24 protein-coding genes are annotated in these 26,250 nt (G+C 63.6%); 11 read left to right on the forward strand and 13 right to left on the reverse strand.

Annotation, left to right across the window (positions count from 1 at the left end):
* Nucleotides 1-13 precede the first annotated feature (13 nt).
* From E5221_RS24045 to E5221_RS24055, 3 genes are all read right to left on the reverse strand, one after another.
* A complete protein-coding gene (locus E5221_RS24045) occupies nucleotides 14-922 on the reverse strand; it encodes an alpha/beta fold hydrolase (protein ID WP_039613043.1) in 909 nt (302 codons plus the stop codon).
* 167 nt (nucleotides 923-1,089) lie between these two features.
* Nucleotides 1,090-2,301 (reverse strand): enoyl-ACP reductase FabV, encoded by a 1,212-nt coding sequence (gene fabV / locus E5221_RS24050; RefSeq protein WP_023661196.1) that lies wholly within the window; start codon nucleotides 2,299-2,301, stop codon nucleotides 1,090-1,092.
* A gap of 251 nt (nucleotides 2,302-2,552) precedes the next feature.
* Nucleotides 2,553-3,413, reverse strand: coding sequence for a LysR substrate-binding domain-containing protein (locus tag E5221_RS24055; RefSeq protein WP_247846556.1), 861 nt, complete (start codon nucleotides 3,411-3,413; stop codon nucleotides 2,553-2,555).
* 135 nt (nucleotides 3,414-3,548) lie between these two features.
* Here E5221_RS24055 and E5221_RS24060 point away from each other — a divergent pair, with 135 nt between their 5' ends.
* Genes E5221_RS24060 through E5221_RS24075 form a run of 4 tightly spaced genes read left to right on the forward strand, consistent with a single transcriptional unit; the run spans nucleotide 3,549 to nucleotide 7,683 of the window.
* Complete coding sequence (locus tag E5221_RS24060; RefSeq protein WP_061552479.1) at nucleotides 3,549-4,589, forward strand: agmatine deiminase family protein; 1,041 nt, start codon at nucleotides 3,549-3,551, stop codon at nucleotides 4,587-4,589.
* Entirely contained in the window at nucleotides 4,586-5,482 is an 897-nt protein-coding gene (aguB, locus tag E5221_RS24065; RefSeq protein WP_061552480.1) for an N-carbamoylputrescine amidase, read from the forward strand. Before E5221_RS24060 ends, aguB begins: the two co-directional genes overlap by 4 nt.
* 2 nt (nucleotides 5,483-5,484) lie before the next feature.
* Complete coding sequence (locus tag E5221_RS24070) at nucleotides 5,485-6,570, forward strand: extracellular solute-binding protein (protein ID WP_182328966.1); 1,086 nt, start codon at nucleotides 5,485-5,487, stop codon at nucleotides 6,568-6,570.
* Between the two features lie 3 nt (nucleotides 6,571-6,573).
* Complete coding sequence (locus tag E5221_RS24075; RefSeq protein WP_061552482.1) at nucleotides 6,574-7,683, forward strand: agmatine deiminase family protein; 1,110 nt, start codon at nucleotides 6,574-6,576, stop codon at nucleotides 7,681-7,683.
* A gap of 117 nt (nucleotides 7,684-7,800) precedes the next feature.
* Here E5221_RS24075 and E5221_RS24080 read toward each other — a convergent pair whose 3' ends face one another.
* Nucleotides 7,801-8,334 carry a cytochrome b/b6 domain-containing protein gene (locus tag E5221_RS24080; protein ID WP_023661197.1) on the reverse strand — a complete coding sequence of 178 codons (534 nt, stop codon included), beginning with the start codon at nucleotides 8,332-8,334 and terminating at the stop codon, nucleotides 7,801-7,803.
* A complete protein-coding gene (locus E5221_RS24085; protein ID WP_003260712.1) occupies nucleotides 8,331-8,597 on the reverse strand; it encodes a PepSY domain-containing protein in 267 nt (88 codons plus the stop codon). The genes E5221_RS24080 and E5221_RS24085 overlap by 4 nt, the downstream gene beginning before the upstream one ends.
* 176 nt (nucleotides 8,598-8,773) lie before the next feature.
* Here E5221_RS24085 and E5221_RS24090 point away from each other — a divergent pair, with 176 nt between their 5' ends.
* Nucleotides 8,774-9,952 (forward strand): acetyl-CoA C-acetyltransferase, encoded by a 1,179-nt coding sequence (locus E5221_RS24090; protein WP_061552483.1) that lies wholly within the window; start codon nucleotides 8,774-8,776, stop codon nucleotides 9,950-9,952.
* Nucleotides 9,953-10,088: 136 nt separating this feature from the next.
* Here the strand turns inward: E5221_RS24090 and metE are convergent, their stop codons facing one another.
* Nucleotides 10,089-12,380, reverse strand: a complete 2,292-nt coding sequence (gene metE, locus E5221_RS24095) for a 5-methyltetrahydropteroyltriglutamate--homocysteine S-methyltransferase (protein ID WP_061552484.1) — start codon at nucleotides 12,378-12,380, stop codon at nucleotides 10,089-10,091.
* A gap of 315 nt (nucleotides 12,381-12,695) precedes the next feature.
* Here metE and E5221_RS24100 point away from each other — a divergent pair, with 315 nt between their 5' ends.
* Nucleotides 12,696-14,183 carry a methylenetetrahydrofolate reductase C-terminal domain-containing protein gene (locus E5221_RS24100; RefSeq protein WP_182328965.1) on the forward strand — a complete coding sequence of 496 codons (1,488 nt, stop codon included), beginning with the start codon at nucleotides 12,696-12,698 and terminating at the stop codon, nucleotides 14,181-14,183.
* Here the strand turns inward: E5221_RS24100 and yjiA are convergent.
* The 3 genes from yjiA to E5221_RS24115 form a co-directional block, all read right to left on the reverse strand.
* Nucleotides 14,143-15,120, reverse strand: coding sequence for a GTPase (yjiA, locus tag E5221_RS24105; protein ID WP_061552508.1), 978 nt, complete (start codon nucleotides 15,118-15,120; stop codon nucleotides 14,143-14,145). The genes E5221_RS24100 and yjiA overlap by 41 nt on opposite strands.
* 146 nt (nucleotides 15,121-15,266) lie before the next feature.
* Entirely contained in the window at nucleotides 15,267-15,464 is a 198-nt protein-coding gene (locus tag E5221_RS24110; protein ID WP_013974210.1) for a YbdD/YjiX family protein, read from the reverse strand.
* A 13-nt stretch (nucleotides 15,465-15,477) separates the two neighbouring features.
* Complete coding sequence (locus E5221_RS24115; protein WP_024087740.1) at nucleotides 15,478-17,544, reverse strand: carbon starvation CstA family protein; 2,067 nt, start codon at nucleotides 17,542-17,544, stop codon at nucleotides 15,478-15,480.
* Nucleotides 17,545-17,722: 178 nt separating this feature from the next.
* Between E5221_RS24115 and E5221_RS24120 the strand changes: the two genes are divergently transcribed.
* Nucleotides 17,723-18,085, forward strand: coding sequence for a PilZ domain-containing protein (locus tag E5221_RS24120; protein WP_013974212.1), 363 nt, complete (start codon nucleotides 17,723-17,725; stop codon nucleotides 18,083-18,085).
* Nucleotides 18,086-18,348: 263 nt separating this feature from the next.
* Nucleotides 18,349-19,866, forward strand: coding sequence for a nucleobase:cation symporter-2 family protein (locus tag E5221_RS24125; RefSeq protein WP_013974213.1), 1,518 nt, complete (start codon nucleotides 18,349-18,351; stop codon nucleotides 19,864-19,866).
* 176 nt (nucleotides 19,867-20,042) lie between these two features.
* Here the strand turns inward: E5221_RS24125 and radA are convergent, their stop codons facing one another.
* Nucleotides 20,043-21,413 carry a DNA repair protein RadA gene (gene radA / locus E5221_RS24130; RefSeq protein WP_003251626.1) on the reverse strand — a complete coding sequence of 457 codons (1,371 nt, stop codon included), beginning with the start codon at nucleotides 21,411-21,413 and terminating at the stop codon, nucleotides 20,043-20,045.
* Nucleotides 21,414-21,589: 176 nt separating this feature from the next.
* Here radA and mscL point away from each other — a divergent pair, with 176 nt between their 5' ends.
* On the forward strand, nucleotides 21,590-22,009 hold the full coding sequence (gene mscL, locus E5221_RS24135; protein ID WP_003258332.1) for a large-conductance mechanosensitive channel protein MscL: 420 nt from the start codon (nucleotides 21,590-21,592) through the stop codon (nucleotides 22,007-22,009).
* Between the two features lie 34 nt (nucleotides 22,010-22,043).
* On the opposite strand, the gene E5221_RS24140 is transcribed toward mscL, so the two are convergent.
* Complete coding sequence (locus tag E5221_RS24140; RefSeq protein WP_023661108.1) at nucleotides 22,044-22,820, reverse strand: ferredoxin--NADP reductase; 777 nt, start codon at nucleotides 22,818-22,820, stop codon at nucleotides 22,044-22,046.
* A gap of 211 nt (nucleotides 22,821-23,031) precedes the next feature.
* On the opposite strand from E5221_RS24140, the gene E5221_RS24145 reads away from it, so the two are divergent.
* Complete coding sequence (locus tag E5221_RS24145; RefSeq protein WP_039613046.1) at nucleotides 23,032-23,739, forward strand: autoinducer binding domain-containing protein; 708 nt, start codon at nucleotides 23,032-23,034, stop codon at nucleotides 23,737-23,739.
* Between the two features lie 96 nt (nucleotides 23,740-23,835).
* Complete coding sequence (locus E5221_RS24150) at nucleotides 23,836-24,960, forward strand: methyltransferase (protein WP_247846557.1); 1,125 nt, start codon at nucleotides 23,836-23,838, stop codon at nucleotides 24,958-24,960.
* A 116-nt stretch (nucleotides 24,961-25,076) separates the two neighbouring features.
* Here the strand turns inward: E5221_RS24150 and E5221_RS24155 are convergent, their stop codons facing one another.
* A complete protein-coding gene (locus tag E5221_RS24155) occupies nucleotides 25,077-25,232 on the reverse strand; it encodes a DUF2474 domain-containing protein (RefSeq protein ID WP_013974218.1) in 156 nt (51 codons plus the stop codon).
* 9 nt (nucleotides 25,233-25,241) lie between these two features.
* Nucleotides 25,242-26,249: a cytochrome d ubiquinol oxidase subunit II gene (gene cydB, locus E5221_RS24160; RefSeq protein ID WP_013974219.1), complete on the reverse strand. Its 1,008-nt coding sequence runs from the start codon at nucleotides 26,247-26,249 to the stop codon at nucleotides 25,242-25,244.
* Nucleotide 26,250 lies beyond the last annotated feature (1 nt).

The following is a 26,250-nucleotide window of genomic DNA, read 5'->3' on the forward strand; positions in this document are numbered from 1 at the left end:
GGCGCAGACAGCATCAACCCATGATCCTTCCTGGGACCTCACCCGCCAACCCACCCTGCTGCAACCACTGCAAGGCCACCGGCCACAAACTTTCGCGAAAGCGGTCATGGAAGAACGCGAAATGGCCAATTTCATCGACCGAGATATCCACAGGCGCAATACGCAGGTGCTGGCGCTCGGCGCCCTGCAGATAACCCAGCAAACGCTCGGTCGCCGCCACGGTACCAAAGGGATCATCGGTCAGGCTGATGGCCAGCGTCGCCGCCCGCACCTGAGCGAACGGTAGTGCCTCCAGTGCACGCCCGCTGGGTCGGTGCTCATAGCGCGGGGTACGGGTGGTCCAATCGTGCACCACGCCGGATGGCGTGTCCTCCAGCCAACCCAGACGCTTGCCGGGAAAGTAACCGAACACGCGGGTGAGCAGCGGCATTACCACATGCCACTTGCAGAACAGCTGCCAACGCTGGTCAGCCGCATAATCACGCCAGTAGGCGAATTGCGCGCCAACCATCACCACCCGGCGAACCTTGCTCGCCGACGGTGCCAGCCCCACTGCGCACCCGCCAAAACTGTGCCCCACCACGTCCACCGGCTGACCGGGGAAATGTTCTGCTGCATGCACCAGCATGGCTTCGAAATCCAGCCGGCCCCAGTCGCTCCAGGATGCCTGAAAGCCACGCAGCGAGGCCGGGCGGGATTCGCCAATGCCACGGTAATCGTAGGTCAGCACATCGCACCCCTGGGCAAACAGGTGGTCGGCGAAACGCGAGTAGTAACGGCAGCGTACCGAGGTGGCAGCATTGATGATCACCAGCGGGCGCTGGCGGTCAGGTCGGGCGTGGCGCCAGCGAAAACCGCCGAGGCTGTAGCCGTCGGCTGCGGTATGGCGAAAGGCAGTGGCGGGTTGGGTGAGGCTGCTCATGGCACATTCCCTGTCGTTGTGCGCCAAAGCTAGCAAAGATTTTATAGCCTGTACCGGCCTCTTCGCGGGTAAACCCGCTCCTACAGGTACTCCATTCCCCTCAAGTTAGAAGTGATCCCTGTGGGAGCGGGTTTACCCGCGAAAGGGCCGGTACAGGCCGACAGCGATTACAGCTCGATGCAGTCGAACTTCACATCGGTAGCCACGTCTTCGTCATAGTTGACGTCAGCGCGCTCGAAGCCGAACAGGTTGAGGAACTGCTTCTTGTAACCGGCATAGTCGGTCAGCTCGAACAGGTTCTCGGTGGTCACCTGTGGCCACAGCGCCTTGCAAGCGTCCTGCACGTCATCACGCAGTTCCCAGTCGTCCAGGCGCAGGCGGCCCTTCTCGTCGACCTCGGCCGGCGCGCCGTCGGCACGGTACATGCGGTCGCGGTACATGCGGTCCAGCTGGTCCTGGGTGCCTTCGTGAACACCCTTCTCCTGCATGATCTTGAACACCATCGACAGGTACAGCGGCATCACCGGGATGGCCGAGCTGGCCTGGGTAACCACCGACTTCAGCACCGCCACGTTGGCGCCGCCCTTCACTTCATCGGCCAGCTTCTTGTCCAGGCGCAGGGCGGTTTCGTCCAGGTCCTGCTTGGCCTGGCCCAGCGCACCGTGCCAGTAGATCGGCCAGGTGATGTCGCTGCCGATGTAGCTGAAGGCCACGGTGCGGGCGCCTTCGGCCAGCACGTTGGCACCAGCCAGGGCGTCGATCCACAACTGCCAGTCCTGGCCACCCATGACGGTGACGGTGTCGGCGATTTCCTGCTCGGTAGCCGGCTCGATGCTGGCCTCGATGATGGTGTCCTTGTTGGTGTCGATGGCGGTCGACTTGTACGGCTGGCCGATCGGCTTCAGGGCCGAACGCACCAGTTCACCGGTCTGCGGCAGCTTGCGCACTGGCGAGGCCAGCGAGTAGATGACCAGGTCGACCTTGCCGCCCATTTCGTTCTTGATCAGCTCGATGACCTTGGCACGGGCTTCGTCGGAGAAGGCGTCACCATTGATCGACTTGCTGTACAGGCCCTCGGCCTTGGCGAACTTGTCGAAGGCTGCAGCGTTGTACCAGCCAGCGGTGCCGGCCTTGGTCTCGGTGCCTGGTTTTTCGAAGAACACGCCCAGGGTGTCGGCCTTGAAGCCGAACGCCGCGGTGATGCGGGCTGCCAGGCCGTAGCCGCTGGAAGCACCGATGACCAGGACCTTCTTCGGGCCATCCTCGCGCACGCCCAGCTTGCGGGTGGCTTCGATCTGGTCACGGACGTTGAGCTCGCAGCCCTTCGGGTGAGTCGTGGTGCAGATGAAACCGCGGACCTTAGGATGAATGATGGCCAATGTCTGTACCTCGTCAGGTTTATGCCGGGGGAAGCGCCGCCATGGGCGATTCCGGTTGATCAGAGGGTGAGACTACCCCCGCAGGTTATCCGACACATATTACGGGGTGATCTTGGGGATGCAAAACGGTGGATTACCTGTACCGGCCCTATCGCCGGCAAGCCAGCTCCCACAAAGACGGCGCAAAACTTGAGCCCTGTGAGGAACCTGTGGGAGCTGGCTTGCCGGCGATAGGGCCTGTGCAGGCAACATCAATCTGACAAGAGAGCCTCTTTCAGCCATTCCAGGAACTGCCGGGCCAGCAGATCATCCTGGCTGTCCCGATGCACCAGGCAAGCCCACGCCGGCCCACGCACGCGCTGCGCCGACAAAGCCTGCAAACGCCCCTCCTCCACCGCCCGCCGCGCCAGCAACTGGCTGACCAGGGCCACCCCCAACCCCTCGCTCGCCGCATCCAGCAGCAGCCCGGGGTCGGAAAAGTTCAGCCCCTTGCCCTGCTGCCCCACATCCTCGCCACCCTCCAGCTGCCAGTGGCTCCAGTCCATTTCGCGCTCGCCATGCAAGGTGGTGCGCCGCGACATCGGCGTTTGCAGCAACGACGGGTGGCAGGCCGGGTACAGCTGGTCCTGGTGCAGCACGTTGAAGCTGCACTCGGCCTGGGCACTGAGGTCATCGCGGATGGCCAGGTCAATGGTCTCGGTCGCCATGTCCGGCACTTCGAAACTGGTGAACAGCCACAAGTCGACATCCGGGCAGCGCTGGTGAAAGTCGGCCAGCCGCGGCAGCAGCCAGTGCCTGGCAAAGGCCGGGCTGGTGTTGACCACCAGTTGATTGGGCTTGCGGTACTGGTCGAGCCGGCGAATGCCCACCGCCAGGTGCTGCAGCAGCGACTGCGTGGTGCTGAGCAGGTCGTGCCCGGCGTCGGTCAGGCTCACGCTGCGGCCACTGCGGTGGAACAGCGGCTGCTCCAGGTAGGTTTCCAGGCTGCGAATCTGCTGGCTGATGGCCGACTGGGTCAGGTTCAGCGCTTCGGCGGCCTTGTGGAAGCTGCCCAGCCGCGCAGCGGCTTCGAAGCCGCGCAGGGCATTCAGGGGTGGCCAGTGTTTGAGCATGATTGATAAGCCCTGCTGATCAGATGTGCGCTAAATCTATCGTTTGTCGCAGGCCAAGCCTAGCCATAGCATGGACATCAACACCCGCGACGGCGGGCTTCGTTGATAAAAATCCTTAATTGATCGGAGTTCTCTATGCACCTGTCCCTCGACAGCGGCTGGCGCATGCCCGCCGAATGGGCCCGCCACGCTGCCACCTGGATGGTCTGGCCACACAACCAGGCCCTGTGGGAAAGCGGCTGGCACGTGCGCCTGGCCGACGTACAGCAGGACTACGCCCGGGTCGCGGCAGCCATCGCCCGTTTCGAGCCGGTGAAGATGGTGGTCGACCCTTCGGCCTGGCAAAGCGCACGTGCCCTCTGCGGCGCCAATATCGAACTGGTCGAAATGGCCGTGGACGACAGCTGGTGCCGGGACAGCGGCCCAAGCTTCGTCTGCCACCCACAGCATGGCCTGGCCGGCCTGAGCTGGCGCTTCAACGCCTGGGGTGGCAAGTCGCAGCACGGCCAGGACCGCAGCCTCGGCCGGCGCATCCTCGACCACCTGGGCCTGGACGGTTTCAGCACGGCGCTGTGCAACGAAGGCGGGGCGATTCATGTGGACGGCGAAGGCACCTTGATCACCACCGAGTCGGTGCTGCTCAACCCCAACCGCAACCCTGGCGTGAGCAAGGCTGAGTTCGAGGCCTGCTTCGCCCGCTACCTGGGCATCCGCAAGACCATCTGGCTACCGGGCGACCCACAATACATCACCGGCGACATGACCGACGGCCACGTCGACGGTGTATGCGCCTTCGCCCGCCCCGGCGTGCTGCTGGTCGATGCCACCCATGACCAGCATTCGGTGTACGCCGAAGTCGTGCGGGAAAACCGCCGCGCCCTGGAACTGGCCACCGACGCGCAAGGCCGGCACTTCGAGCTGCTCGACCTGTATGAAGCCAGCGCCGCCGTCGACCAGGACGCCGAGGTATTCTGCGCCTCGTACACCAACTTCTACATCGCCAACGGCGCGATCATCATGCCGGCCTATGGCATCGCCGCCGACCAGGAAGCCGCCTCGCAACTGGCTCACGCGTTCCCGGGCCGGGAGATCGTACCGGTGCGCATCGACCACATCGCCCATGGCGGTGGCGGCATTCATTGCATCACCCAGCAACAACCCGAGGTGCAGCCATGAGCCTGCTGCGCATCGCCACCACCCAGATGCCATGCAGCTGGGACCTGCCTGGCAACCTCGACCGCGCCGAACAACTGGTACGCCAGGCCGCCGCCAAGGGCGCCCAGGTGATCCTGCTGCAGGAGCTGTTCGCCACCCCTTATTTCTGCATCGAACAGGACCACCAGCACCAGGCCCTCGCCCAGCCCTACCCCGCCAGCCCGATCCTGCAGCGCTTCGCCGCACTGGCCGGCGAGCTGGGCGTGGTGCTGCCGCTGAGCTGGTACGAGCGCGCCGGCAATGCCTTCTTCAACTCGTTAACCGTGGCCGATGCCGATGGCCGCCTGCTTGGCGTCTACCGCAAGACCCACATCCCCAACGCCATCGGCTACCAGGAGAAGGAATACTTCAGCCCCGGCGATACCGGCTTCAAGGTTTGGGACACCGCCTTCGGCCGCCTGGGCATCGGCATCTGCTGGGACCAGTGGTTCCCCGAGACCGCCCGCTGCCTGGCACTGATGGGCGCCGAAGTGCTGCTGTTCCCCACCGCCATCGGCTCCGAGCCCGGCTGTGCCGAACTGGACTCGCGCGACCACTGGCAGGTAGCCATGCGCGGCCACGCCGCCGCCAACCTGTTGCCGGTGGTGGCGGCCAATCGGGTGGGCGAGGAAGTCGCAGCCAGCGACGCATCGTTGGCCATGCGCTTCTATGGCTCGTCGTTCATCTGCGACCACAAGGGCGCCATGCTCGCCGAAGCCGACCGCGACAGCAGTGGCATCTGGCTGCACGACCTGGATCTGGCCGGCATGCGGGAAGACCGCCTGAGCTGGGGCATCTACCGCGATCGCCGCCCGGAGATGTACACACCGCTGCTGACCCTGGACGGCACTCACCCACACACCCTGAGGGCATGAGCATGAAACGCCACGTTCTGGCCGCCTTGGCGCTGGCTGTCTGCGCCTGCCAGGCTCAGGCCGAGCAGCCCGTGCTGCGCCTGTACAACTGGGCCGACTATTTTGCCGAGGACACCCTCAAGCAGTTCACGGCCGAAACCGGCATCCAGGTGATCTACGACGTGATGGATGGCAGCGAAGTGCTCGAGGCCAAGCTGATGTCCGGGCGCAGTGGCTACGACCTGGTCTTCCCCGGTGATACCGTCGCCGAGCGCCTGATGCACGCCGGCAGCCTACAGCCACTGGACCACAGCCGCCTGCAGGCCCTGGACGACATCGAGCCCGGGCTGCGTCAGCTGCACGCCCGGTACCCCAAGGCCAGCCAGGCGACCGTGCCCTACACCTGGGGCACCATCGGCCTGACGGTGAATGCCGACAAAGTCCGCCAGCGCATGCCCGATGCACCGCTGGACAACCTCGACCTGCTGTTCAAGCCGGAGCTGGCAGCTAAATTCGCCGACTGCGGTATTTCAGTCATCGATTCACCCGACGAAGTGCTGGCAGTGGTCCTCAACTACCTGGGCCGCGAGCCACGCAGTGCCAAGCGCGAGGACCTGGCCGCAGCCAGCGAACTGCTCAAGGCGATTCGCCCGTACGTGCGCAAGTTCCAGTCGCAACCAGTGACCGAACTGGTCAACGAGAACCTGTGCCTGTCACTGGGCTACAGTGGCGACGTGATCCAGGCGCAGCGTACCGCCGAAGCCGCGGGCAAGCATCTCGACTTCCAGTACCGCGTGCCGCGCCAAGGCACCACGGTGTGGATGGATACCATGGCCATCCCGGCCGATGCCAAGCACCCGGAATACGCCTATCGTTTCATCAACTTCGTCATGCGCCCGGCGAACATGGCGGCCATCAGCAACTTCACCGGTTACCCTACCGCCAGCGCCAAGGCACGCCAGGCAGTGGATCCGCGCATGCGCGAAAACCCCGATATCTACCTCGACCAAGCCACCTATGCCCGGCTGATCCCGGGCCGCGATATCCCAAAGGCCGACATGCGTGCACGCATGCGCGTGTGGACCCGCTTCAAGACTGCACAGGACTGAGCCATGCCAAGCCGTAGAACCTTCCTGCAACTTTCGCTGGCCGCCGGCCTCGGTGCCAGCCTCGGCCTGCCGCTGGGCCTGGCCCGCGCCGAAGAACCGGGGCGCTGGTTCATGCCGGACGAAGGCGAGCCGCAGCAACGCGCATTCATCGCCTTTGGCGCCCAGGATGCGATCTGGGAGGACTTCACCGCCGATGTGCAGGCCGCCCTCGGTCGCATCGCCCAGGCCATCGCGCGCTATCAGCCAGTGACGGTGTTCTGCCGGGCCAGCGAGCGCGAGCTGGCCGAGCAGCACTGTGCCAGCCAGCGCACAAGTTTCGTCGAGTGCGAGCTGGACGACATCTGGATGCGCGACATCGGCGCCAACTTCGTCGTCGATGATGACGGAGCTCTGGCGGCGGTGGACTTCAACTTCAATGGCTGGGGCAACAAGCAACGTCACCGCAACGATGCCCAACTGGCCAGACACGTGACCACGCTGGCCGGTGCCCGCTACCAGCGCAGCGACCTGGTGGGTGAAGGCGGCGCCATAGAGGTGGACGGCCACGGCACGGGCATCATGACCGAGAGCAGTTGGGTCAACGCCAACCGTAACAAAGGCTGGAGCAAGGCCGAGATCGAGGCGGAGCTCAAGGAAAGGCTGGGGCTGAGCAAGATCATCTGGCTACCGGGCATCGCCGGCCAGGACATCACCGACGGGCATGTGGACTTCTATGCCCGCTTCGTCAGGCCGGGGGTGGTGATTGCCAACCTGGATAACGACCCGGACTCGTATGACTACGCCGTGACGCGCAAGCACCTGGATATCCTCAAGCGGGCCACCGATGCCGAGGGCCGCAGGTTGCAGGTGCATGTCGTGTCGCCGCCGCTGCACGGGCGGCGCAACAGGTTCAGCAAAGGTAATGACGACTTTGCCGCTGGGTACATCAACTACTTCGTGATCAATGGCGCGATCATTGCGCCACAGTTTGGCGATGGGGCGGCGGACGAGAAAGCGCGGGGGCTGCTGGCGGCGTTGTATCCGGGGCGGGATATCGTGCAGTTGGATATCGATGCCATTGCTGCGGGGGGCGGGGGGATTCACTGTGTAACCCATCAGTGCCCGGCTGTGTAGCAGAGTTGCCTGTGCTGGCCTCTTCGCGGGTAAACCCGCTCCCACAGGTACTGCGCAAACCTTGAGTTTTGCACAATCCTTGTGGAAGCGGGCTTGCCCGCGAAGAGGCCGCCACAGTCAATCGCGGTGCCGACGGCGCCCCGTGATCATCGACCACGGCAGGTTTTCCCGCATGCGCACGCTCTCGTAGATGGCCGCCAGCACATGGACGCAAACCAGCACCAGCAGCGCGTTGGCCAGCCAGCTGTGCAGGTCCATCGGCCAGTCGACACCAAACAGTGCGTCCACCTCCTGCGACGCCCACCCGGTAAGGCCCAGGCCGGCGATGCAAGTCAGCATCAGCACCATCACCAGGGCGCCAATCGGCGAATGCCCCATATGATGGTCAAGCCCCCCATGCAGCAGCGCACGGGCATGTCCGACCAGGCTTGCCGGGGATGGCCAGAAATCGGCCCAGCGCGCGCTGCGTGGCCCGACAAAGCCCCAGACCACACGCACCACCACAACGGCCAGTGCGTAGTAGCCCAGCCACTGGTGCCAGTCTTCACCCTCTTCGTTGAAGAAGTAGTTGGCGAAGAACACCACGGCGATCGACCAGTGGCACAGCCGCAGTAGGGGGTCCCACAGCTGTACCGTGCCGTCGCTGTTCAATCGTGGTACTCGGTCTTGACTGCCTTGCCCGTCACTGGGTCATGGTAGATCTCGACCTTCTTGCCATCCTTGTCGAAACCGTAGATCTCGTAGCAGTTACCCTTGGTGACCTTGAACTTGTTGATCTTGTAGCCCTGCTCCTTGAGCTGCGCCTGGAATTTTTCCTGATCCTGCCAGGTGCTTTTGTCAGCGGTGGTGCATTCGGTGGCGGCGAATGCAGCGCTGCTGCCGATCAGGAGGGTCATGGCGATCAATGTACGCATGGGCATGTGCTCCCATCCAGATGAGTGTAATAGCGCATCCCTGAGCATAGTTCCGCAGGTCGCTTCGCGCTCATTCATTTGCTTTACACATCAATCGCAAAGAAAAACAAACTTAACAAATGAGCCAAAGCCACCGATGCTTGAGGCATTACGCCCATCGCACGGAGAACAACAACATGAACGACGTGGTCATCGTCGCCGCAACCCGTACCGCCATCGGCAGCTTCCAGGGCGCCTTGGCCACTGTGCCTGCAGTAGACCTCGGTGCCGCCGTGATCAAGCGCCTGCTGGAACAGACCGGGCTGGCCCCGGAGCAGGTCGATGAAGTCATCCTCGGCCAGGTGCTTACCGCCGGCGCCGGGCAGAACCCGGCACGCCAGGCCGCGATCAAGGCCGGCCTGCCCTTCAGCGTGCCGGCAATGACCCTGAACAAGGTCTGCGGCTCGGGCCTGAAGGCACTGCACCTGGCCGCTCAGGCCATTCGCTGCGGTGATGCCGAGGTGGTCATCGCCGGCGGCCAGGAGAACATGAGCCTTGCCCCTTATGTGATGCCTTCAGCCCGCACCGGCCAGCGCATGGGCCATGGCCAGCTGATCGACAGCATGATCAGCGACGGCCTGTGGGATGCCTTCAACGACTACCACATGGGTATCACCGCCGAAAACCTGGTGGACCAGTACGGCCTCAGCCGTGAGCAGCAGGATGCCTTCGCCGCCGAGTCGCAGCGCAAGGCGGTGGCGGCGATGGAAGCCGGCCGCTTCGATGATGAAATCACCCCGATCGTGCTGCCGCAGAAGAAGGGAGAACCCAAGGTGTTCGCGCGGGACGAACAGCCACGCCCGGATACCACCGCTGAATCCCTGGGCAAACTGCGCCCGGCGTTCAAGAAGGATGGCAGCGTCACTGCCGGCAACGCCTCGAGCCTGAATGACGGCGCCGCCGCCGTGCTGCTGATGAGCGCCGCCAAGGCCAAGGCCCTGGGCCTGCCGGTGCTGGCCAGGATCGCGGCTTACGCCAGTGCCGGTGTAGATCCGGCGATCATGGGCATCGGCCCGGTGTCGGCCACCCAGCGCTGCCTGGACAAGGCCGGCTGGCAACTGGCCGAGCTGGACCTGATCGAAGCCAATGAAGCCTTTGCCGCGCAGGCGCTGGCCGTGGGCAAGGCGCTGGAATGGGATGCCACGCGGGTCAACGTGAATGGCGGGGCGATTGCCCTTGGCCACCCGATTGGTGCGTCCGGGTGCCGGGTGCTGGTGACCTTGCTGCACGAGATGATCAAGCGGGACGCCAGGAAAGGCCTGGCAACCCTGTGCATTGGTGGCGGGCAAGGCGTGGCCCTGGCAATCGAGCGGTGATCACAGATTGAATTGAACAGGCCTGGCCCTTTCGCGGGTAAACCCGCTCCCACAGGAACCCCACTGAAGCTGAATCCAGTGGGGACCCTGTGGGAGCGGGTTTACCCGCGAAAGGGCCGGTACAGCCAGCGAAAAATCAGGCAGTGGCACGCAGCTCGCGGGCAGCTGCGACCATGTTCACCAGCGCTGCCTCGGTCTCCGGCCAGCCGCGGGTCTTCAGCCCGCAATCCGGGTTGACCCACAGGCGCTCGGCCGGGATACGCTGGGCAGCCTTGCGCAGCAGCTTGACCATTTCCTCACGGGTCGGCACCCGTGGCGAGTGAATGTCATACACACCCGGGCCGATCTCGTTGGGGTAGGCGAACCGTTCGAAAGCCGCCAGCAGCTCCATGTCGGACCGCGAGGTCTCGATGGTGATGACGTCGGCATCCATCGCCGCGATCGACTCAATCACGTCGTTGAACTCGCTGTAGCACATGTGGGTGTGAATCTGGGTTTCGTCACGCACCCCCGAAGCACACAGGCGGAAGGCCTCGGTGGCCCACTCCAGATAATGGGCCCAGGCGCCGTGGCGTAGCGGCAAGCCTTCACGGAACGCCGCTTCGTCGATCTGCACGATCCTGATACCCGCCGCTTCCAGATCGACCACTTCGTCGCGGATCGCCAGCGCCAGCTGCCGCGCCTGCACTTCGCGGCTCACGTCTTCACGCGGGAACGACCACATCAGCATGGTCACCGGGCCGGTCAGCATGCCCTTCATCACCTTGCTGGTCAGGCCCTGGGCATAAGTGATCCACTCCACGGTCATGGCCTTCGGCCGGCTCAGGTCGCCAACGATCACCGCAGGCTTCACACATCGCGAACCATAGCTCTGCACCCAACCGAAGCGGGTGAATACATAGCCATCGATCTGCTCGGCGAAGTACTCGACCATGTCGTTGCGCTCGGCCTCGCCGTGCACCAGCACATCCAGGCCCAGGTCCTCCTGGATTTTCACCGCATGGCGGATCTCGCTGTGCATGGCCTCGACGTAATCGGCCTCGGTCAGCTTGCCCTGCCTGTAGGCCTGGCGTGCCAGACGAATCGCCGAGGTCTGCGGGAACGAACCGATGGTGGTGGTCGGGAACGCCGGCAGGTCGAGCCCCGCACGTTGCTTGACGATACGTTGGGCAAAGGCTGATTTTCGCTGGCTGTCAGCGGGCTTGATGGCCGCCAGGCGGGCCTGCACGGCCGGCTTGTGAATACGCGGCGAAGCGGCGCGGCTGGCCTGCACGGCCTGGCTCTGGGCCAGTGCAGCGGCCACGTCGTCGGCGTGCGGGGCATTGATGGCCTTGGCCAGCAGCGCCACTTCCTGGCACTTCTGCACGGCGAAGGCCAGCCAGCTGTGCAGTTCGGCATCGAGCTGGTCTTCACGGTCCAGGTCCACCGGGCTGTGCAGCAGCGAGCAGGACGGCGCCACCCACAGCCGCTCACCCAGGCGCTCATGGGCATGGCGCAGTACCTCCAGCGCCTTTTCCAGGTCGCAGCGCCAGACGTTGCGGCCGTTGACCAGGCCCAGCGACAGCACCTTGTAGGCCGGCAGGCGGTCGAGGATGGTCGGGTACTGCTCGGGCGCCCGCACCAGGTCGATGTGCAGGCCATCGACTGGAAGGTTGGCGGCCAGGCCCAGGTTGTCTTCCAGGCCGCCGAAGTAGGTGGCGATCAGCTTCTTCAGTGGCGCCCGCTGAAGGATGTTGTAGACGCGCTCGTAGGCATTCTTCCAGTCCTGAGGCAGGTCCAGGGCCAGGATCGGCTCATCGATCTGCACCCATTCCACGCCTTGGGCAGCCAGGCGGTTGAGGATCTGGTCATACAGCGGCAGCAGGCGGTCGAGCAGCTCCAGCTTGTCGAAATCGCCACCTTTGGCCTTGCCCAGCCACAGGTAGGTCAGCGGGCCGATTACCACCGGTTTGACCGCATGGCCCAGGGCCTGGGCTTCTGCCACTTCTTCGAACAGTTGCTCCCAGCTCAGGGCGAACTGCTGGTCGGCGGTGAATTCGGGGACCAGGTAGTGGTAGTTGGTGTCGAACCACTTGGTCATTTCCTGGGCGTGCGCGCCGCCGCAGCAGCTGTCACCCACAGCGCCACGGGCCATGGCGAACAGGGTCTGGAGAGTGGGCCTGGCAGCGTCGTGGCTGCGGAAGCGCTGCGGGATCACGCCGAAGGTCAGCGAGTGTGTGAGCACCTGGTCGTACCAGGCGAAGTCGCCAACCGGTAGCAGTTCGATGCCGGCGTCTTTCTGCACCTGCCAGTGGCGGGCACGCAGCTCGCGGCCGACGGCGCGCAGGCCGGCTTCGTCGAGTTCGCCCTTCCAGAAGGCTTCCTGGGCCTTTTTCAGCTCGCGGTCGCGGCCGATACGTGGAAAGCCCAGGTTGTGTGCCAGTGCCATGTCTTGTCCCTCAGCATGCATAAATGAATGAGGGGATTTTCCGGGCACTTTCATCTTGAGACAAACTCATTAAATTTGAGATGAACTCAAGACTTATTCATGTTCGTGAATTTGTACTGCCTGTACTGGCCCTTTCGCGGCTAAAGCCGCTCCTACAGGTACCGCGCCACCCTGTGGGAGCGGCTTTAGCCGCGAAAGGGCCGGCACAGGCAAACCCGGATGTCTCATTCAGAGCACCAGCCTGCGCATCCGGACATGACCGCACCCGCCTTCTGCCGCACAATGCCAGCCTGACCAAACCAGGTACCCGGCCCCATGAGCCTGCTGAAAACCGCGCTGCGCGAAAACACCTTCGTCTGCATCATGGAGTTCGTCCCCAAGCCCTCCACAGAACGCTTCGCCGCCATGGACGCGATCCTGGCCCGTGCGCACCTGTGCGGCTGGCCGATGACCGTGGCAATCGGCGACCGCGTCGGCAGCCCGCTGGACATGTCGCCACTGGACGCCCTCGCCTCGTTCAGCAACCCGGTACCCGCCCTGCCGCACTTCTCCGGCAAGGACCGCGAACGCCACCACCTGCTCGCCCAACTGCAACGCATGGATGCCGCCGGCCTCGACCAACTGTTGCTGCTTACCGGCGACCGCCTGCCCGGCCACCAGCCCGGCCAGCGCCCGGTGCGCTACCTGGAATCGGTCGCAGCCCTGCAGATCGCCCGCCAGGCCTGCCCGCACTGGCTGCTTGGCGCGGCGCTCAACCCGTTCAAGTACTGCGAGGAAGAAGGCGGCGCCCAATACTTCAAGGCCGAGAAAAAACTGGCGGCGGGCGCCGACTTTCTCACCCTGCAACTGGGTTTCGATGCCGGCAAACACCAGGAAGCCATGCACTGGATGAGCCGCCAGGCCACGCCCAGGCCGATGCTGGCCTGCCTGATGAGCCTCACCCACGGGCGTGCGACGATGCTCGAGCACGTGGCCGGCGTGACCGTCACGCCGTCCATGCGCGACATGCTGGAAGCGGAAGCGGCGCAGTCCAAGGCCTTTGCCCAGGCCCGCAGCGTCGACCGCCTGGCCTTGCAGATCATCGGCGTGAAGCTGATGGGCTACGCCGGCGTGCATCTGTCGGGGGTTCATGAACTCAAGCAACTGCTGGCCCTGGAGGCACGCATCGAGCACTGGCAGGCGCAAATCCACACACTGGAACAATGGGCGCCGGCCTGGCAGGCCAGCTGGCAGATGCCCGGTCTGCCGGCAGTCAGCTTCCATCCGCCGCAGGCAAGCTGGCGCCAGGGCGAGTCACGGGTCGATGCCTCGTTCAAGGAGAAAGCGCGCTATCACCTGATGCACGGCATGCATTCGCTGCTGTTCAGCCGCCGCAATAGCCTGAGCAAGGCATTTGGCTGGGCCGTGCGCCAACCGATGTGGGCTACCCGCCTTGGCGCACAGGTGCTGCACAAGGTGGAACACGCGGTGAAGCACCCGCTGGTAGGCTGCGACACCTGTGGCCGCTGCCGCCTGGAAGACACCCTGTACATCTGCCCGGAAACCTGCCCCAAGGGCCTGGCCAACGGCCCCTGCGGCGGCACCGCGCTGAACCGCTGCGAGTTCGGCGACCGCGAATGCATCCACAGCGTCAAGTACCGCACCGCCAAGGCAGTGCGGCAGACGGCGCTGCTGACCGAGCGCCTGATCCCGTGCATCGAGCTCGAGACACGCCACCGCAGCTCATGGCCGCAGTGGTTCCAGGCCCAGACGCCACGTCAGCTCAGCCCGCAGCCAGCGCCTCGAACCCAGCCCGAATCGTAGCTTCGGGCAATTCGTCAGCGATGAACACCATCACGCTCTCGCGAGTTTCACCCTCGGCCCACTCGGCGTCCCAGTCGAAGCCATAGAGCTTGAGCACACCCTGGAACACCAGCTTGCGCGCTTCACCGGCAATGTTCAGCACGCCCTTGTAGCGCAGCAGCTGCTTGCCGTGGGTTTCCAGCAGTTCGTTCATGAAGTCGCTGAGGCGGTCGATGTCCAGCGCGCTTTCCGTGCGCAGCACCAAGGTGGAGATCCGGTCCGGGGTAGCGGGCTTGAGCAGCGGGCGTAGCGCTGGCTTCAGGTTCGCGCCCAGATCGGGGTTGAGGTTGAAACCACGCACATCCAGCAGCTCGGCCAGGTCGATGCGACCATGCTCGACCACGCGGATCGCCGCCCGGCCATTGATGCGGGCCAGACGCTCGCGCAGGGCCTCGACCGCAGCGGGCTCGACCAGGTCGGTCTTGCTCAGCAGCAGGCGATCGGCAAAGCCGACCTGGGCCTGGGCGATGGTCTGGGTCAGGTGCAGCTCGGCGTGGGCGGCATCGACCAGGGTCATGATGCCATCGAGGATGTAGCGCTCACGCAGTTCCTCGTCGATGAAGAAGGTTTGGGCCACCGGCGCCGGGTCGGCCAGGCCGGTGCATTCGATTACCAGGCGGTCGAAGGCGATCTCGCCGGCATCCAGGCGTTCGAGCAGCAGGTACAAGGCGCGGGTCAGGTCGCCGTGGATGCTGCAGCACACGCAGCCATTGGCCAGGGTCATCACCTGCACCGGCTCGTCGCCCAGCAGCTGGCTGTCGATGCCGGCCTCGCTGAATTCGTTTTCGATCACGGCGATCTTCAGGCCGTGCTCGGCCTTGAGCATGTGCTTGAGCAAGGTGGTCTTGCCGGCACCGAGGAAGCCAGTGAGTACGGTTACGGGGATAGGCGTCTGCACGCAGAACATCTCCTGTGCGGAAAAAACACTGGCCTCATCGCCGGCAAGCCAGCTCCCACAGGTACCGCACAGACCTTGAGGGCTGCGGAGTACCTGTGGGAGCCGGCTTGCCGGCGATGAGGCCGGGACAGGTTAACGCTTGAGGCTCAACAGCACTTGGGCCCGGACTTGCCGCCGTAACGCGCTTCCTGGCGTTCGCGGAAGAACTCCTCGTACGTCATGACCGGCTTGTCCGGGTGCTTGGTCTGCATGTGCTCGACGTAGTTGTCGTAGTCGGGCATGCCGACCATCAGGCGGGCTGCCTGCCCCAGGTATTTACCCAGTCGACCCAGGTCGTTGAACATCGCAGCAGTCCTCTCAAGCGTCAGGCAGGGCCTGGAACGGGGTTTCCTTGTCGGTGCGCTCTTTGCGGCCGAGGGCGGCGAAGCCGACCTTTACAGCGAAGAACAGCACGCTGAACACCACCACCAGGAACAGCACGGTCAGGCCGGCATTGGTGTAGGCATTGAAGATCACGTGCTGCATCTGCCCGATGTCCTTGGCCGGGGCCAGTACCTGGCCGGCGTCCAGTGCGGTGCTGTACTTCTTGGCCAGGGCCAGGAAGCCCACTGCCGGGTTCGGGTCGAACAGCTTGATCAGGCCGGCGGTGGTGGTGCAGATCAGCAGCCACACGGCCGGCAGCAGGGTGACCCAGACGTAGCGCTGACGCTTCATCTTGATCAGCACCACGGTGCCGAGCATCAGGGCGATACCCGCCAGCATCTGGTTGGAGATACCGAACAGCGGCCACAGGGTGTTGATGCCACCCAGCGGGTCGATCACGCCCTGGTACAGCAGGTAGCCCCACAGGGCCACGCAGCCGGCAGTACCGATCAGGTTGGCAGTCCACGATTCGGTGCGCTTGAGCGCCGGCACGAAGCTGCCCAGCAGGTCCTGCAGCATGAAGCGCCCGGCACGGGTGCCGGCGTCCACTGCGGTGAGGATGAACAGCGCCTCGAACAGGATCGCGAAGTGGTACCAGAACGCCATGGTGTTTTCACCCGGCAGCACCTGGTGCAGGATCTGCGCGATTCCCACAGCCAGGGTCGGCGCACCACCGGCACGGGCCAGCACGGTGTGCTCGCCAATGTCGCGGGCAGTGGCCTCGAGTTGCTCAGGGGTGATCAGGAAGCCCCAGCTGCTGACCGTCTGCGCCACCGACGCCACATCGGCACCGACCACCGCGGCCGGGCTGTTCATGGCGAAGTACACGCCTGGTTCGATCACCGAGGCGGCGACCATGGCCATGATGGCAACGAACGATTCCATCAGCATGCCGCCGTAGCCGATGTAGCGAGCGTTGGTTTCGTTGTCCAGCAGCTTCGGCGTGGTCCCCGAGGAGATCAGCGCGTGGAAGCCGGACACCGCGCCACAGGCAATGGTGATGAACAGGAACGGGAACAGGGTGCCCTTCCACACCGGGCCAGTGCCGTCGGTGAACTGGGTCAGCGCCGGCATCTTCAGTTCGGGCGCGATGATCAGGATACCGATGGCCAGGCCGACGATGGTGCCGATCTTGAGGAAGGTCGACAGGTAGTCACGTGGCGCCAGTACCAGCCATACCGGCAGTACCGCGGCGACAAAGCCATAGCCCACCAGCATCCAGGTGATCTGCACGCCGGTGAAGGTGAACGCCGGGCCCCAGGTCGGGTCTGCGGCAATCTGGCCCCCCAGCCAGATCGAAGCCAGCAGCAGCACCACGCCGATGACCGATATCTCACCGATATGGCCCGGACGGATGTAGCGCATGTAGATGCCCATGAACATCGCGATCGGGATGGTCGCCATCACCGTGAACATGCCCCAAGGGCTTTCGGCCAGGGCCTTGACCACGATCAATGCCAGCACCGCAAGGATGATGATCATGATCAGGAAGCAACCGAACAGCGCGATGGTGCCTGGAATGCGGCCCATCTCCTCGCGCACCATGTCGCCCAGCGAGCGGCCGTTGCGGCGGGTGGACAGGAACAGAACCATGAAGTCCTGCACCGCACCGGCCAGCACCACGCCGGCGATCAGCCACAGCGTACCGGGCAGGTAGCCCATCTGCGCGGCAAGTACCGGGCCGACCAAGGGCCCTGCACCAGCGATGGCGGCGAAGTGGTGACCGAAGAGGATGTGTTTGTTGGTCGGGACGTAGTCCAGGCCGTCGTTGTTGAGCACCGCCGGGGTGGCACGGCGTGGGTCGAGCTGCATCACCTTGGTGGCGATGAACAGGCTGTAGTAGCGATAGGCGACCAGGTAGATGGCCACTGCCGCGACCACGATCCACAAGGCATTGATCGCCTCGCCGCGACGCAGGGCAACCACACCCAGCGCACAGGCTCCTATGACTGCCAGCGCCAGCCACGGAATGTGGCGTAGCAGGCTATTATTGTTGTTCATGGTTTGCTTCCAGCTGGTGGATTGGAAAAGACCGCCCATCGAGTCTAGGGCGAGTCATCGCGCATTGCCACACTTGCTTTGGTCTAGAGCCTCTGCGGCCAGATTGCGGTACCTGATGTACATACCACTCTAACTATAGTCAGGATGTCACCTGAGGACCTATGCGAGGATCTAACCCATGAGCGACCACGACGAACGCCGCCGTTTCCAGCGCATCGATTTCGACGCCCCCACCGAGCTGCGCCAGGGCCTGCGACGCTGGCCTGCGAAGCTGCTGGACCTTTCACTCAAGGGTTTGCTGATCGAACGACCGGCCAATTGGGATGTCGACCTGACCCAGGACTTCGATGCCATCATTCACCTGGGCCCCGATGCACGCGTGCAGATGCAGGTTGAACTGCGCCATGAGGAACCAGACCGCCTGGGTTTCATCTGCTTGTACATCGACCTCGATTCGATGAGCCATCTACACCGTCTTGTGGAATTGAACGTGGCCGACAGCACCGAAATGATGCGTGAGCTGCGCGAACTGATCGAATAATGAAATCTCTTAGCTAGCTAATAGCTTCCCCACCTTTTGTTTCCTGTCTACTCAGACAGCTTTAAGCCTGGGTAGCAGCGCTTTGTACACACCCCTCTAGTACAGCCTCTGACAAGTTGGTACGCCTTCTGCATTGAGCTCTCGCACACCTTGCGGGCGCTCTTGTGCGCGCTCCAATCAAAATATTGTATACAATTCTTGTGGCAATCATTTGTAGGAAGTGTCTACAGTAGCACCACAACAATAAACAGAGAGCCTGCTCCATGACTACGTCCCCTAGCACGTCTCCCGCCAAGCGCCCCGAGGATGAAAACCTCGGCCTTGGTGCCAACCTGGCCTATGGTCTGCAGCATGTGCTGACCATGTACGGGGGGATCGTCGCGGTACCCCTGATCCTGGGGCAGGCCGCGGGCCTGAACGGTGCCGAAATCGGCATGCTGATCGCCGCTTCGTTGTTTGCCGGTGGCCTGGCCACCCTGCTGCAAACCCTCGGTCTGCCGTTCTTCGGCTGCCAGTTGCCGCTGGTGCAGGGCGTTTCGTTCGCCGGTGTGGCAACCATGGGTGCAATCCTCAGCAGCGAGGGCGGCGGTGGCCTGCCGGGCGTGCTCGGTGCGGTCATGGCAGCATCGCTGATCGGCTTTCTGATCACCCCGGTGTTCTCGCGCATCACCAAGTTCTTCCCGCCGCTGGTGACCGGCATCGTCATCACCACCATCGGCCTGACCCTGATGCCCGTGGCCGCTCGCTGGGTGATGGGTGGCAACAGCGCCTCGCCGGAATTCGGCAGCGTGGCCAACATCGGCCTGGCGGCCCTGACCTTCGCCATCGTGCTGCTGCTGAGCAAACTGGGCAGCGCGGCGATTTCACGCCTGTCGATCCTGCTGGCCATGGTGGTCGGCACCCTGATCGCCTGGGCGCTGGGCATGGCCGACTTCAGCAAAGTGACCGAGGGCCCGATGTTCGCCTTCCCCACGCCGTTCCATTTCGGCATGCCGGAATTCCACATCGCCGCGATCCTGTCGATGTGCATCGTGATCATGGTGACCTTGGTGGAAACCTCGGCCGACATCCTCGCCGTGGGTGAGATCATCGACACCAAGGTCGACTCCAAACGCCTGGGCAATGGCCTGCGCGCCGACATGGCATCGAGCATCCTGGCGCCAATCTTCGGCTCGTTCACCCAGAGCGCGTTCGCCCAGAACGTCGGCCTGGTAGCCGTGACCGGGGTCAAGAGCCGCTACGTGGTGGCCACCGGTGGCTTGATCCTGGTGGTGCTCGGCCTGCTGCCGATCATGGGCCGGGTGATTGCCGCAGTCCCTACTCCGGTACTGGGTGGCGCGGGCATCGTGCTGTTCGGCACCGTGGCTGCCAGCGGTATCCGCACCTTGTCCAAGGTCAGCTACAAGAACAACGTCAACCTGATCATCGTCGCTGCCTCGCTGGGCTTCGGCATGATCCCGATTGCCGCACCGACCTTCTACCACCACTTCCCGAACTGGTTCGAGACCATCTTCCACTCGGGCATCAGCTCGGCGGCGATCATGGCCATCCTGCTGAACCTGATCTTCAACCACTTCACCGCCGGCAACTCGGACCAGCAGTCGGTGTTTGCCGCCGCGTACGAGCGCACCATCCAGTACTCGGACATTTCAGCGCTGCGTGATGGCGACTACTTCAAGGATGGCAAGCTGTTCGATGCCGAGGGTAATGAGGTGCCGATGCTGGAACTGGACGAGCATGGCAATGAAACGGTCAGGCGCAGTGCGGTTGCCGAGCATTGACCGCTGACTGAGCGGTGAGGTGGGGGGCCGATGCGCATCGTCGGCCCCTTTTTCGTTTTGCCTGTGCCGGCCCTTTCGCGGGTAAACCCGCTCCCACAGGGTTTGCGCAATCCTGAAGCTGATGCGGTACCTGTGGGAGCGGGTTTACCCGCGAAGAGGCCAGTACGGGCCACGAATTATTCGAACAACGCATCCAGAGCCTGCTCCAGCCGGGTAACGGCAATCACCTGCAACCCGGCCGGAGCCTCTTTCGGCGCATTGCCCTTGGGCACGATGGCCCGCTTGAAACCATGCTTGGCGGCCTCCTTCAAACGCTCCTGACCACTGGGCACCGGCCGTACCTCGCCAGACAGGCCGATCTCGCCAAACACCAGCAGGCCATGCGCCAGGGGCCGGTTGCGCAGGCTGGACATCACCGCCGCCAGCAACGCCAGGTCAGAAGCGGTTTCCAGCACCTTCACCCCGCCCACCACGTTGAGGAACACGTCCTGGTCATGGGTGGGAATACCGCCGTGGCGGTGCAGCACCGCCAGCAACATGGCCAGGCGGTTCTGGTCAAGGCCCAAGGTCACGCGGCGCGGGTTGGCCAGGTGGCTGTCGTCGACCAGTGCCTGCACCTCCACCAGCATTGGCCGGGTGCCTTCCCAGGTGGCCATCACCACGCTGCCCGGTACTTCCTCCTGGGTGCGGTTGAGGAAGATCGCCGAGGGGTTGGACACTTCCTTCAGGCCCCGGTCGGTCATGCCGAACACACCCAGCTCGTTGACCGCGCCAAAGCGGTTCTTGACTGCCCGCAGCAGGCGCAGGCGGCCATCGGACTCGCCTTCGAAATACAGCACGGTGTCCACCATGTGCTCGAGTACCCGCGGGCCGGCCAGCGAGCCTTCCTTGGTCACGTGGCCGACCAGGAAGATCGCCGTGCCGCTCTGCTTGGCGTAGCGCACCAGCAATGCCGTACTTTCGCGCACCTGGGCCACTCCGCCGGGTGCCGATTGCAGCTGCTCGGTGAAAATGGTCTGGATCGAGTCGATCACCATGACCCGCGGTTTTTCGACGCGAGCCGTGGCGATGATGGTCTCGATACAGGTTTCGGTCATCACCTTGAGCTGATCCTGGGGCAGGCCCAGGCGCCGGGAGCGCATGGCCACCTGCTGCTGCGACTCCTCGCCGGTGACATACAGCGCCGGCATGCCCACGGCAATGTTGCACAAGGTCTGCAGCAGGATGGTCGATTTGCCGATGCCGGGGTCACCACCGATCAACACCACCGAGCCATCCACCAGGCCACCGCCCAGCACGCGGTCCAGTTCGGTGCTGCTGGTGGTGAAGCGCGGGATCTCCTCGACGCTGACTTCGGCCAGGGTCTTGATCTGCGCCTGCTGCCCGGTCCAGCCAGCACGGCCGCTACTGGGCGCAGCGGCACCACCGCTTTCGATCATGGTCTCGACCAGGGTGTTCCAGGCCCCGCATTCGCCACACTGGCCGGCCCATTTGGGGAAGGTCGCACCGCACTCGGTGCAGCCATACAAGCGCTTGGCCTTGGCCATGGCTGGGGTCTCCTGGAAAAAACCGCCATGATAGCCGAGCTGGACGTGCCTCGAACGCCTCGGGATGCGACAAAACTATTCGTTCTAACAGCGGTCTGTGGCCCTGAACACAACGCATGAAGCGTTTAAGTGGCTTACACTGCGTAAACCTCACCTTTTGTTACAAGGAACCAAACATGGGCATGATCAGTGAGTTCAAGGCCTTCGCGGTCAAAGGCAATGTCGTCGACATGGCGGTTGGTATCATCATCGGCGCGGCCTTCGGCAAGATCGTCTCGTCTTTCGTCGGTGACGTGGTCATGCCGCCACTGGGCCTGTTGATCGGTGGTGTGGACTTCAGCGACCTGGCAATTACCCTGAAGGCTGCCGAAGGTGACGTTCCGGCGGTGGTGCTGGCGTATGGCAAGTTCATCCAGACCGTGATCGACTTCGTCATCGTGGCCTTTGCCATCTTCATGGGAGTCAAGGCGATCAACCAGCTCAAGCGTGAAGAGGCGGTGGCGCCGACTACACCGCCTGTACCGACTGCAGAAGAGACCTTGCTGACCGAGATTCGCGACCTGCTCAAGGCGCAGAACCAGAACCGCTTGCCTTGAATTTGCGGGGGGCCGCTTTGCGGCCCCATTAGCCTTACCAGTAATTCTCTACCGCCACCTGCCCCGGCCGCTTGCTCAGGCTCAATTGCAGGTCGCGCGCCTTCAGTACCTTGCGCGTCTCATCAATCATCTCCGGGTTGCCACACAGCATCACCCGCGAATGTTCCGGCGACAGTTCCAGCCCCGCCGCCTTCTCAAGCTCGCCATTCTCGATCAGCGTGGTAATCCGCTGGTTCAACGCCCCTGGGTGCTGTTCACGGGTCACCACCGGAATGAACTGCAACTTGCCGGCGAATTCAGCCAGGTAATCGCGCTGCTCCAGCCCGGCAATGTCGTCCACATAGGCCAGCTCTTTCGCTTCGCGCACCGAGTACACAAGCTTGATGTTGTCGAAACGCTCCCAGGCCTCGAAGTCCTGCAGGATCGACATGAACGGCGCAATGCCAGTACCGGTCGCCAGCAACCACAGGTCACGGCCACCAACGAAGCGGTCGAGGGTAAGGAAGCCGAAGGCCTGGCGATCGATCAGCAAGGTATCGCCTGCCCCCAGCCGGCTCAGTTCGCTGGTGAACTCCCCGCCTGGCACCACGATGGAGAAAAAATCGAGGTGCTCGTCATGGGGCGCGCTGACCATGGAATAGGCGCGCCACACCACACTGCCATCGGCCTTGGTCACGCCAAGACGGGCAAACTGGCCGGAACGGAAGCGGAACCCCGCATCGCGCGTAACCCGCAGGCTGAAGAGGTTCGGCGTGAGTGGCTGAACATCGAGCAGGGTCTGGCGGGTGAACTTTTCAGCGCTAGCGGTCATATCGGGCTCCAGGTTTGGCGTGCGCACAGTGTCGCGCAAAGTGACGCGGATAAAAACCACTGCTTTGTAGGGCCTCATCTGCGACGATCCTGTCTTACTCGCAGCAAATCCTGACTGCTATAACAAAAAATTCTCAGCGAATCGGTAGGTCCTTTCCTACAATCATGCGGGTACCCAAACGGACTGGATCCTGAGGCAAGGAGTATTTCAGATGCTTAACTGGAAACCCGAGCATCTTCATTTGTTCATCGACGAACGCTGTCCAAAGAAGTTGTTCGACATCGCCGTGCATCTGGCGCAGGACCTGGACATGGAGTACCTGGGACTGAACATTCGCATCCAGATCGCGACGCAAACACCCCACCTGTTCCTGTACAGCAATTACCCCCGCGAATGGATCGAGCGCTACCAGCGCGATGAGTTCTACAAGCAGGACGCGGCCGCCAATGTGAGCCACAGCTCGACCATGCCGGTGCTGTGGACTGATGACCTGTATCACGAGGCTCCGCAGTTTCGTGAAGCGGCCTGCCGGAGCGGTCTGCGCTATGGTTGGACACAGTCATTGCACGACCAGCGGCACAACGAAAGCCAGATCAGTGTGGCCAGGCCCGCCGGGGCCATCGATACGGTCGAACTCTACAGCAAGGCCGGCAATGTGCAGTGGCTGTGCCATACGCTGCATGCGGTGCTTGGCGAACATCACCTCAAAGCACTGTGCCCGCCACAGCCGAAAATGAGCGAGCGGGAGCTGGAAGTGCTGAAATGGTCCGCCGCCGGCAAGACCGCCGCAGACGTTGCCTGCATCCTTTCACTGTCGCAAAGCACGGTGAACTTCCATATTCGTAGCGTTATCACCAAGACCAACGCCGCCAACAAGGCCGGCGCCATCGCCATCGCCGCCCTGCGTGGCTGGCTCTGAGCTCGAAACCTGCGACCTTGGGCAAAGCCCTGTAGAATCGCCCGGCAAAGCCCGGGGCGAACCGCAACGGGCAGTTTCATACCCGAGCCAGACGCCATGCCCCTGTTGACCACCCCATACGCCGAACTCGACCTGATCCGCCAGCCGGAACAGGCCAACGACCCGCTGCAGGCTTTCGATGCCGCCGACGAGTACCTGCTTGCGCAGCTGCACGAGCAGGCACCCGAGGCCAACTGCCGGGTGCTGGTGCTCAATGACAGCTTCGGCGCCCTGGCCGCCAGCCTGGCAGGCAAGCTGCAGGTGGTCAGCAGTGGCGATTCGCACCTGGCGCACCTGGCCCTGGAAAAGAACCTGGCACGCAATGGCCTGCCGTTCGACAGCGTGCCGTTCGTGCCGGCCAGCGAACATTGGCAAGGCCCGTTCGACCGGGTACTGGTGCGCGTGCCCAAGACCCTGGCCCTGCTCGAAGAACAGCTGATCCGCCTGCAGGGCCACCTGGCACCCGGTGCGCAGGTGATTGCCGGGGCGATGATAAAGCACCTGCCACGGGCGGCCGGAGACCTGATGGAGAAGTACATCGGCCCGGTGCAGGCCTCGCTGGCGCAGAAAAAGGCCCGCTTGCTGACCGCGACGGTGGCCAAACGGCCGGTCGCCCGCTCGCCCTACCCTAGCCGCTACCGCCTCGACGCGCCGGCGCTGGAGCTGCTCAACCACGCCAACGTGTTTTGCCGGGAGGGGCTGGATATCGGCACGCGGGCGTTCCTGCCGCACCTACCCCGCGAACTGGGCCGCGCGCGAGTGGCGGACCTGGGCTGCGGCAACGGCGTGCTGGCGATAGCCAGCGCCCTGGCCAACCCGGATGCCCAATACACCCTGGTCGACGAGTCGTACATGGCGGTGCAATCGGCGCGGGAGAACTGGCAGGCCGCGCTGGGCGAGCGCCCGGCGGTGTTCGAGGCAGCCGATGGGTTGGCGGGGGTAGAGAAGCAGTCGCTGGACGTGGTGCTGTGCAACCCGCCGTTCCACCAGCAGCAGGTGGTGGGCGATTTCCTCGCCTGGCGCATGTTCCAGCAGGCGCGTGAGGCGTTGGTGGTGGGTGGGGCGCTGTATATCGTGGGTAACCGGCACCTGGGCTATCACAGCAAGCTGGCGCGGTTGTTCCGGGGGGTGGAGCAAGTGGCGGCAACGCCCAAGTTCGTTATCCTGAAGGCCCGCAAGTAAGCCTGTACCGGCCCTATCGCCGGCAAGCCAGCTCCCACAGGTACCCCACTGCATTCAGGGCAGTGACTTACCTGTAGGAGCTGGCTTGCCGGCGATAGGGCCAGAACAGGCTTACCTCAATGGGTGGTCAGCCCCGCAGCCCCCATGAACAGGCGCATCACGTAGGCCGCCACGCCCAGGGCCGCCACGCTCATCGCCCAGATCAGCAGCAGCCAGCCCAACCGCTGCCACAGGGGTTTCTTCTCCTCCAAGCCAGGCTTGCCGGTCATCATGCAGCCCTCCTAGTGATAGCCGTCTTCATGGGTCACCTTGCCGCGGAACACGTAGTAGCTCCAGAAGGTATACATGAGGATGAACGGCAGGATGAACAGTGTGCCCACCAGCATGAAGCCCTGGCTCTGCGGTGGCGCCGCGGCATCCCAGATCGAGATCGACGGCGGGATGATGTTCGGCCACAGGCTGATGCCCAGGCCGCTGTAGCCGAGGAAGATCAGCACCAACGTCAGCAAAAACGGCGTGTAGTGCGCATTGCGCGCCACCGCCTTGAGCAACCCGTAGAAGGTTACCAGCACCAGGATCGGCACCGGCATGAACCAGACCAGGTTAGGCATGCTGAACCAGCGCTCGGCAATCTGCGGGTAGGCAATCGGTGTCCACAGGCTGACGATGCCGATCACCACCAGCAGCACCAGCGCCAGCGGCCGGGCAATGTCGTGCATCTTCTGCTGCAGCGACCCTTCGGTCTTCATGATCAGCCAGGTGCAGCCCAGCAGGGTGTAGGCAACGATCAGCCCCAGGCCGCAGAACAGGCTGAACGGGGTCAGCCAGTCAAGGGTGCCACCGGCGAAATGCCGGTCGACCACCTTGAAGCCTTCGAGGAACGCACCCAGCGCCACGCCCTGGAAGAAGGTGGCGATCAACGAGCCCCAGATGAACGCCTTGTCCCAGATGTGGCGCTTGTCGGCCTTGGCCTTGAAGCGGAACTCGAAGGCCACGCCGCGGAAGATCAGACCGATCAGCATCAGGATCAATGGCAGGTACAGGGCCTCCAGCACTACCGAGTAAGCCATCGGGAACGCCCCGAACAGCCCGGCACCGCCCAGCACCAGCCAGGTCTCGTTACCATCCCAAACGGGGGCGACGGTGTTCATCATCACATCACGGTCATGCTCGCCCTTGACGAACGGGAAGAGCATGCCGATCCCCAGGTCGAAACCATCCATCACCACGTACATCATGACGCCGAAGATGATGATCACGGCCCAGATCAGCGGAAGGTCGATACCCATG

Origin of the sequence: Pseudomonas sp. A2, assembly GCF_023100865.1 — a bacterium.
In the GTDB taxonomy this organism is placed as follows: Bacteria; Pseudomonadota; Gammaproteobacteria; order Pseudomonadales; family Pseudomonadaceae; genus Aquipseudomonas; species Aquipseudomonas asiatica.

Coding starts and splice junctions, on each gene's coding strand:
- E5221_RS24045 (WP_039613043.1), bottom strand. CDS start 922: ATGAGCAGCCTCACCCAACCCGCCACTGCCTTTCGCCATACCGCAGCC.
- E5221_RS24055 (WP_247846556.1), bottom strand. CDS start 3,413: ATGCTCAAACACTGGCCACCCCTGAATGCCCTGCGCGGCTTCGAAGCC.
- E5221_RS24060 (WP_061552479.1), top strand. CDS start 3,549: ATGCACCTGTCCCTCGACAGCGGCTGGCGCATGCCCGCCGAATGGGCC.
- aguB (WP_061552480.1), top strand. CDS start 4,586: ATGAGCCTGCTGCGCATCGCCACCACCCAGATGCCATGCAGCTGGGAC.
- E5221_RS24070 (WP_182328966.1), top strand. CDS start 5,485: ATGAAACGCCACGTTCTGGCCGCCTTGGCGCTGGCTGTCTGCGCCTGC.
- E5221_RS24075 (WP_061552482.1), top strand. CDS start 6,574: ATGCCAAGCCGTAGAACCTTCCTGCAACTTTCGCTGGCCGCCGGCCTC.
- E5221_RS24085 (WP_003260712.1), bottom strand. CDS start 8,597: ATGCGTACATTGATCGCCATGACCCTCCTGATCGGCAGCAGCGCTGCA.
- E5221_RS24090 (WP_061552483.1), top strand. CDS start 8,774: ATGAACGACGTGGTCATCGTCGCCGCAACCCGTACCGCCATCGGCAGC.
- metE (WP_061552484.1), bottom strand. CDS start 12,380: ATGGCACTGGCACACAACCTGGGCTTTCCACGTATCGGCCGCGACCGC.
- E5221_RS24100 (WP_182328965.1), top strand. CDS start 12,696: ATGAGCCTGCTGAAAACCGCGCTGCGCGAAAACACCTTCGTCTGCATC.
- E5221_RS24110 (WP_013974210.1), bottom strand. CDS start 15,464: ATGTTCAACGACCTGGGTCGACTGGGTAAATACCTGGGGCAGGCAGCC.
- E5221_RS24115 (WP_024087740.1), bottom strand. CDS start 17,544: ATGAACAACAATAATAGCCTGCTACGCCACATTCCGTGGCTGGCGCTG.
- E5221_RS24120 (WP_013974212.1), top strand. CDS start 17,723: ATGAGCGACCACGACGAACGCCGCCGTTTCCAGCGCATCGATTTCGAC.
- E5221_RS24125 (WP_013974213.1), top strand. CDS start 18,349: ATGACTACGTCCCCTAGCACGTCTCCCGCCAAGCGCCCCGAGGATGAA.
- radA (WP_003251626.1), bottom strand. CDS start 21,413: ATGGCCAAGGCCAAGCGCTTGTATGGCTGCACCGAGTGCGGTGCGACC.
- mscL (WP_003258332.1), top strand. CDS start 21,590: ATGGGCATGATCAGTGAGTTCAAGGCCTTCGCGGTCAAAGGCAATGTC.
- E5221_RS24140 (WP_023661108.1), bottom strand. CDS start 22,820: ATGACCGCTAGCGCTGAAAAGTTCACCCGCCAGACCCTGCTCGATGTT.
- E5221_RS24145 (WP_039613046.1), top strand. CDS start 23,032: ATGCTTAACTGGAAACCCGAGCATCTTCATTTGTTCATCGACGAACGC.
- E5221_RS24150 (WP_247846557.1), top strand. CDS start 23,836: ATGCCCCTGTTGACCACCCCATACGCCGAACTCGACCTGATCCGCCAG.
- E5221_RS24155 (WP_013974218.1), bottom strand. CDS start 25,232: ATGATGACCGGCAAGCCTGGCTTGGAGGAGAAGAAACCCCTGTGGCAG.
- cydB (WP_013974219.1), bottom strand. CDS start 26,249: ATGGGTATCGACCTTCCGCTGATCTGGGCCGTGATCATCATCTTCGGC.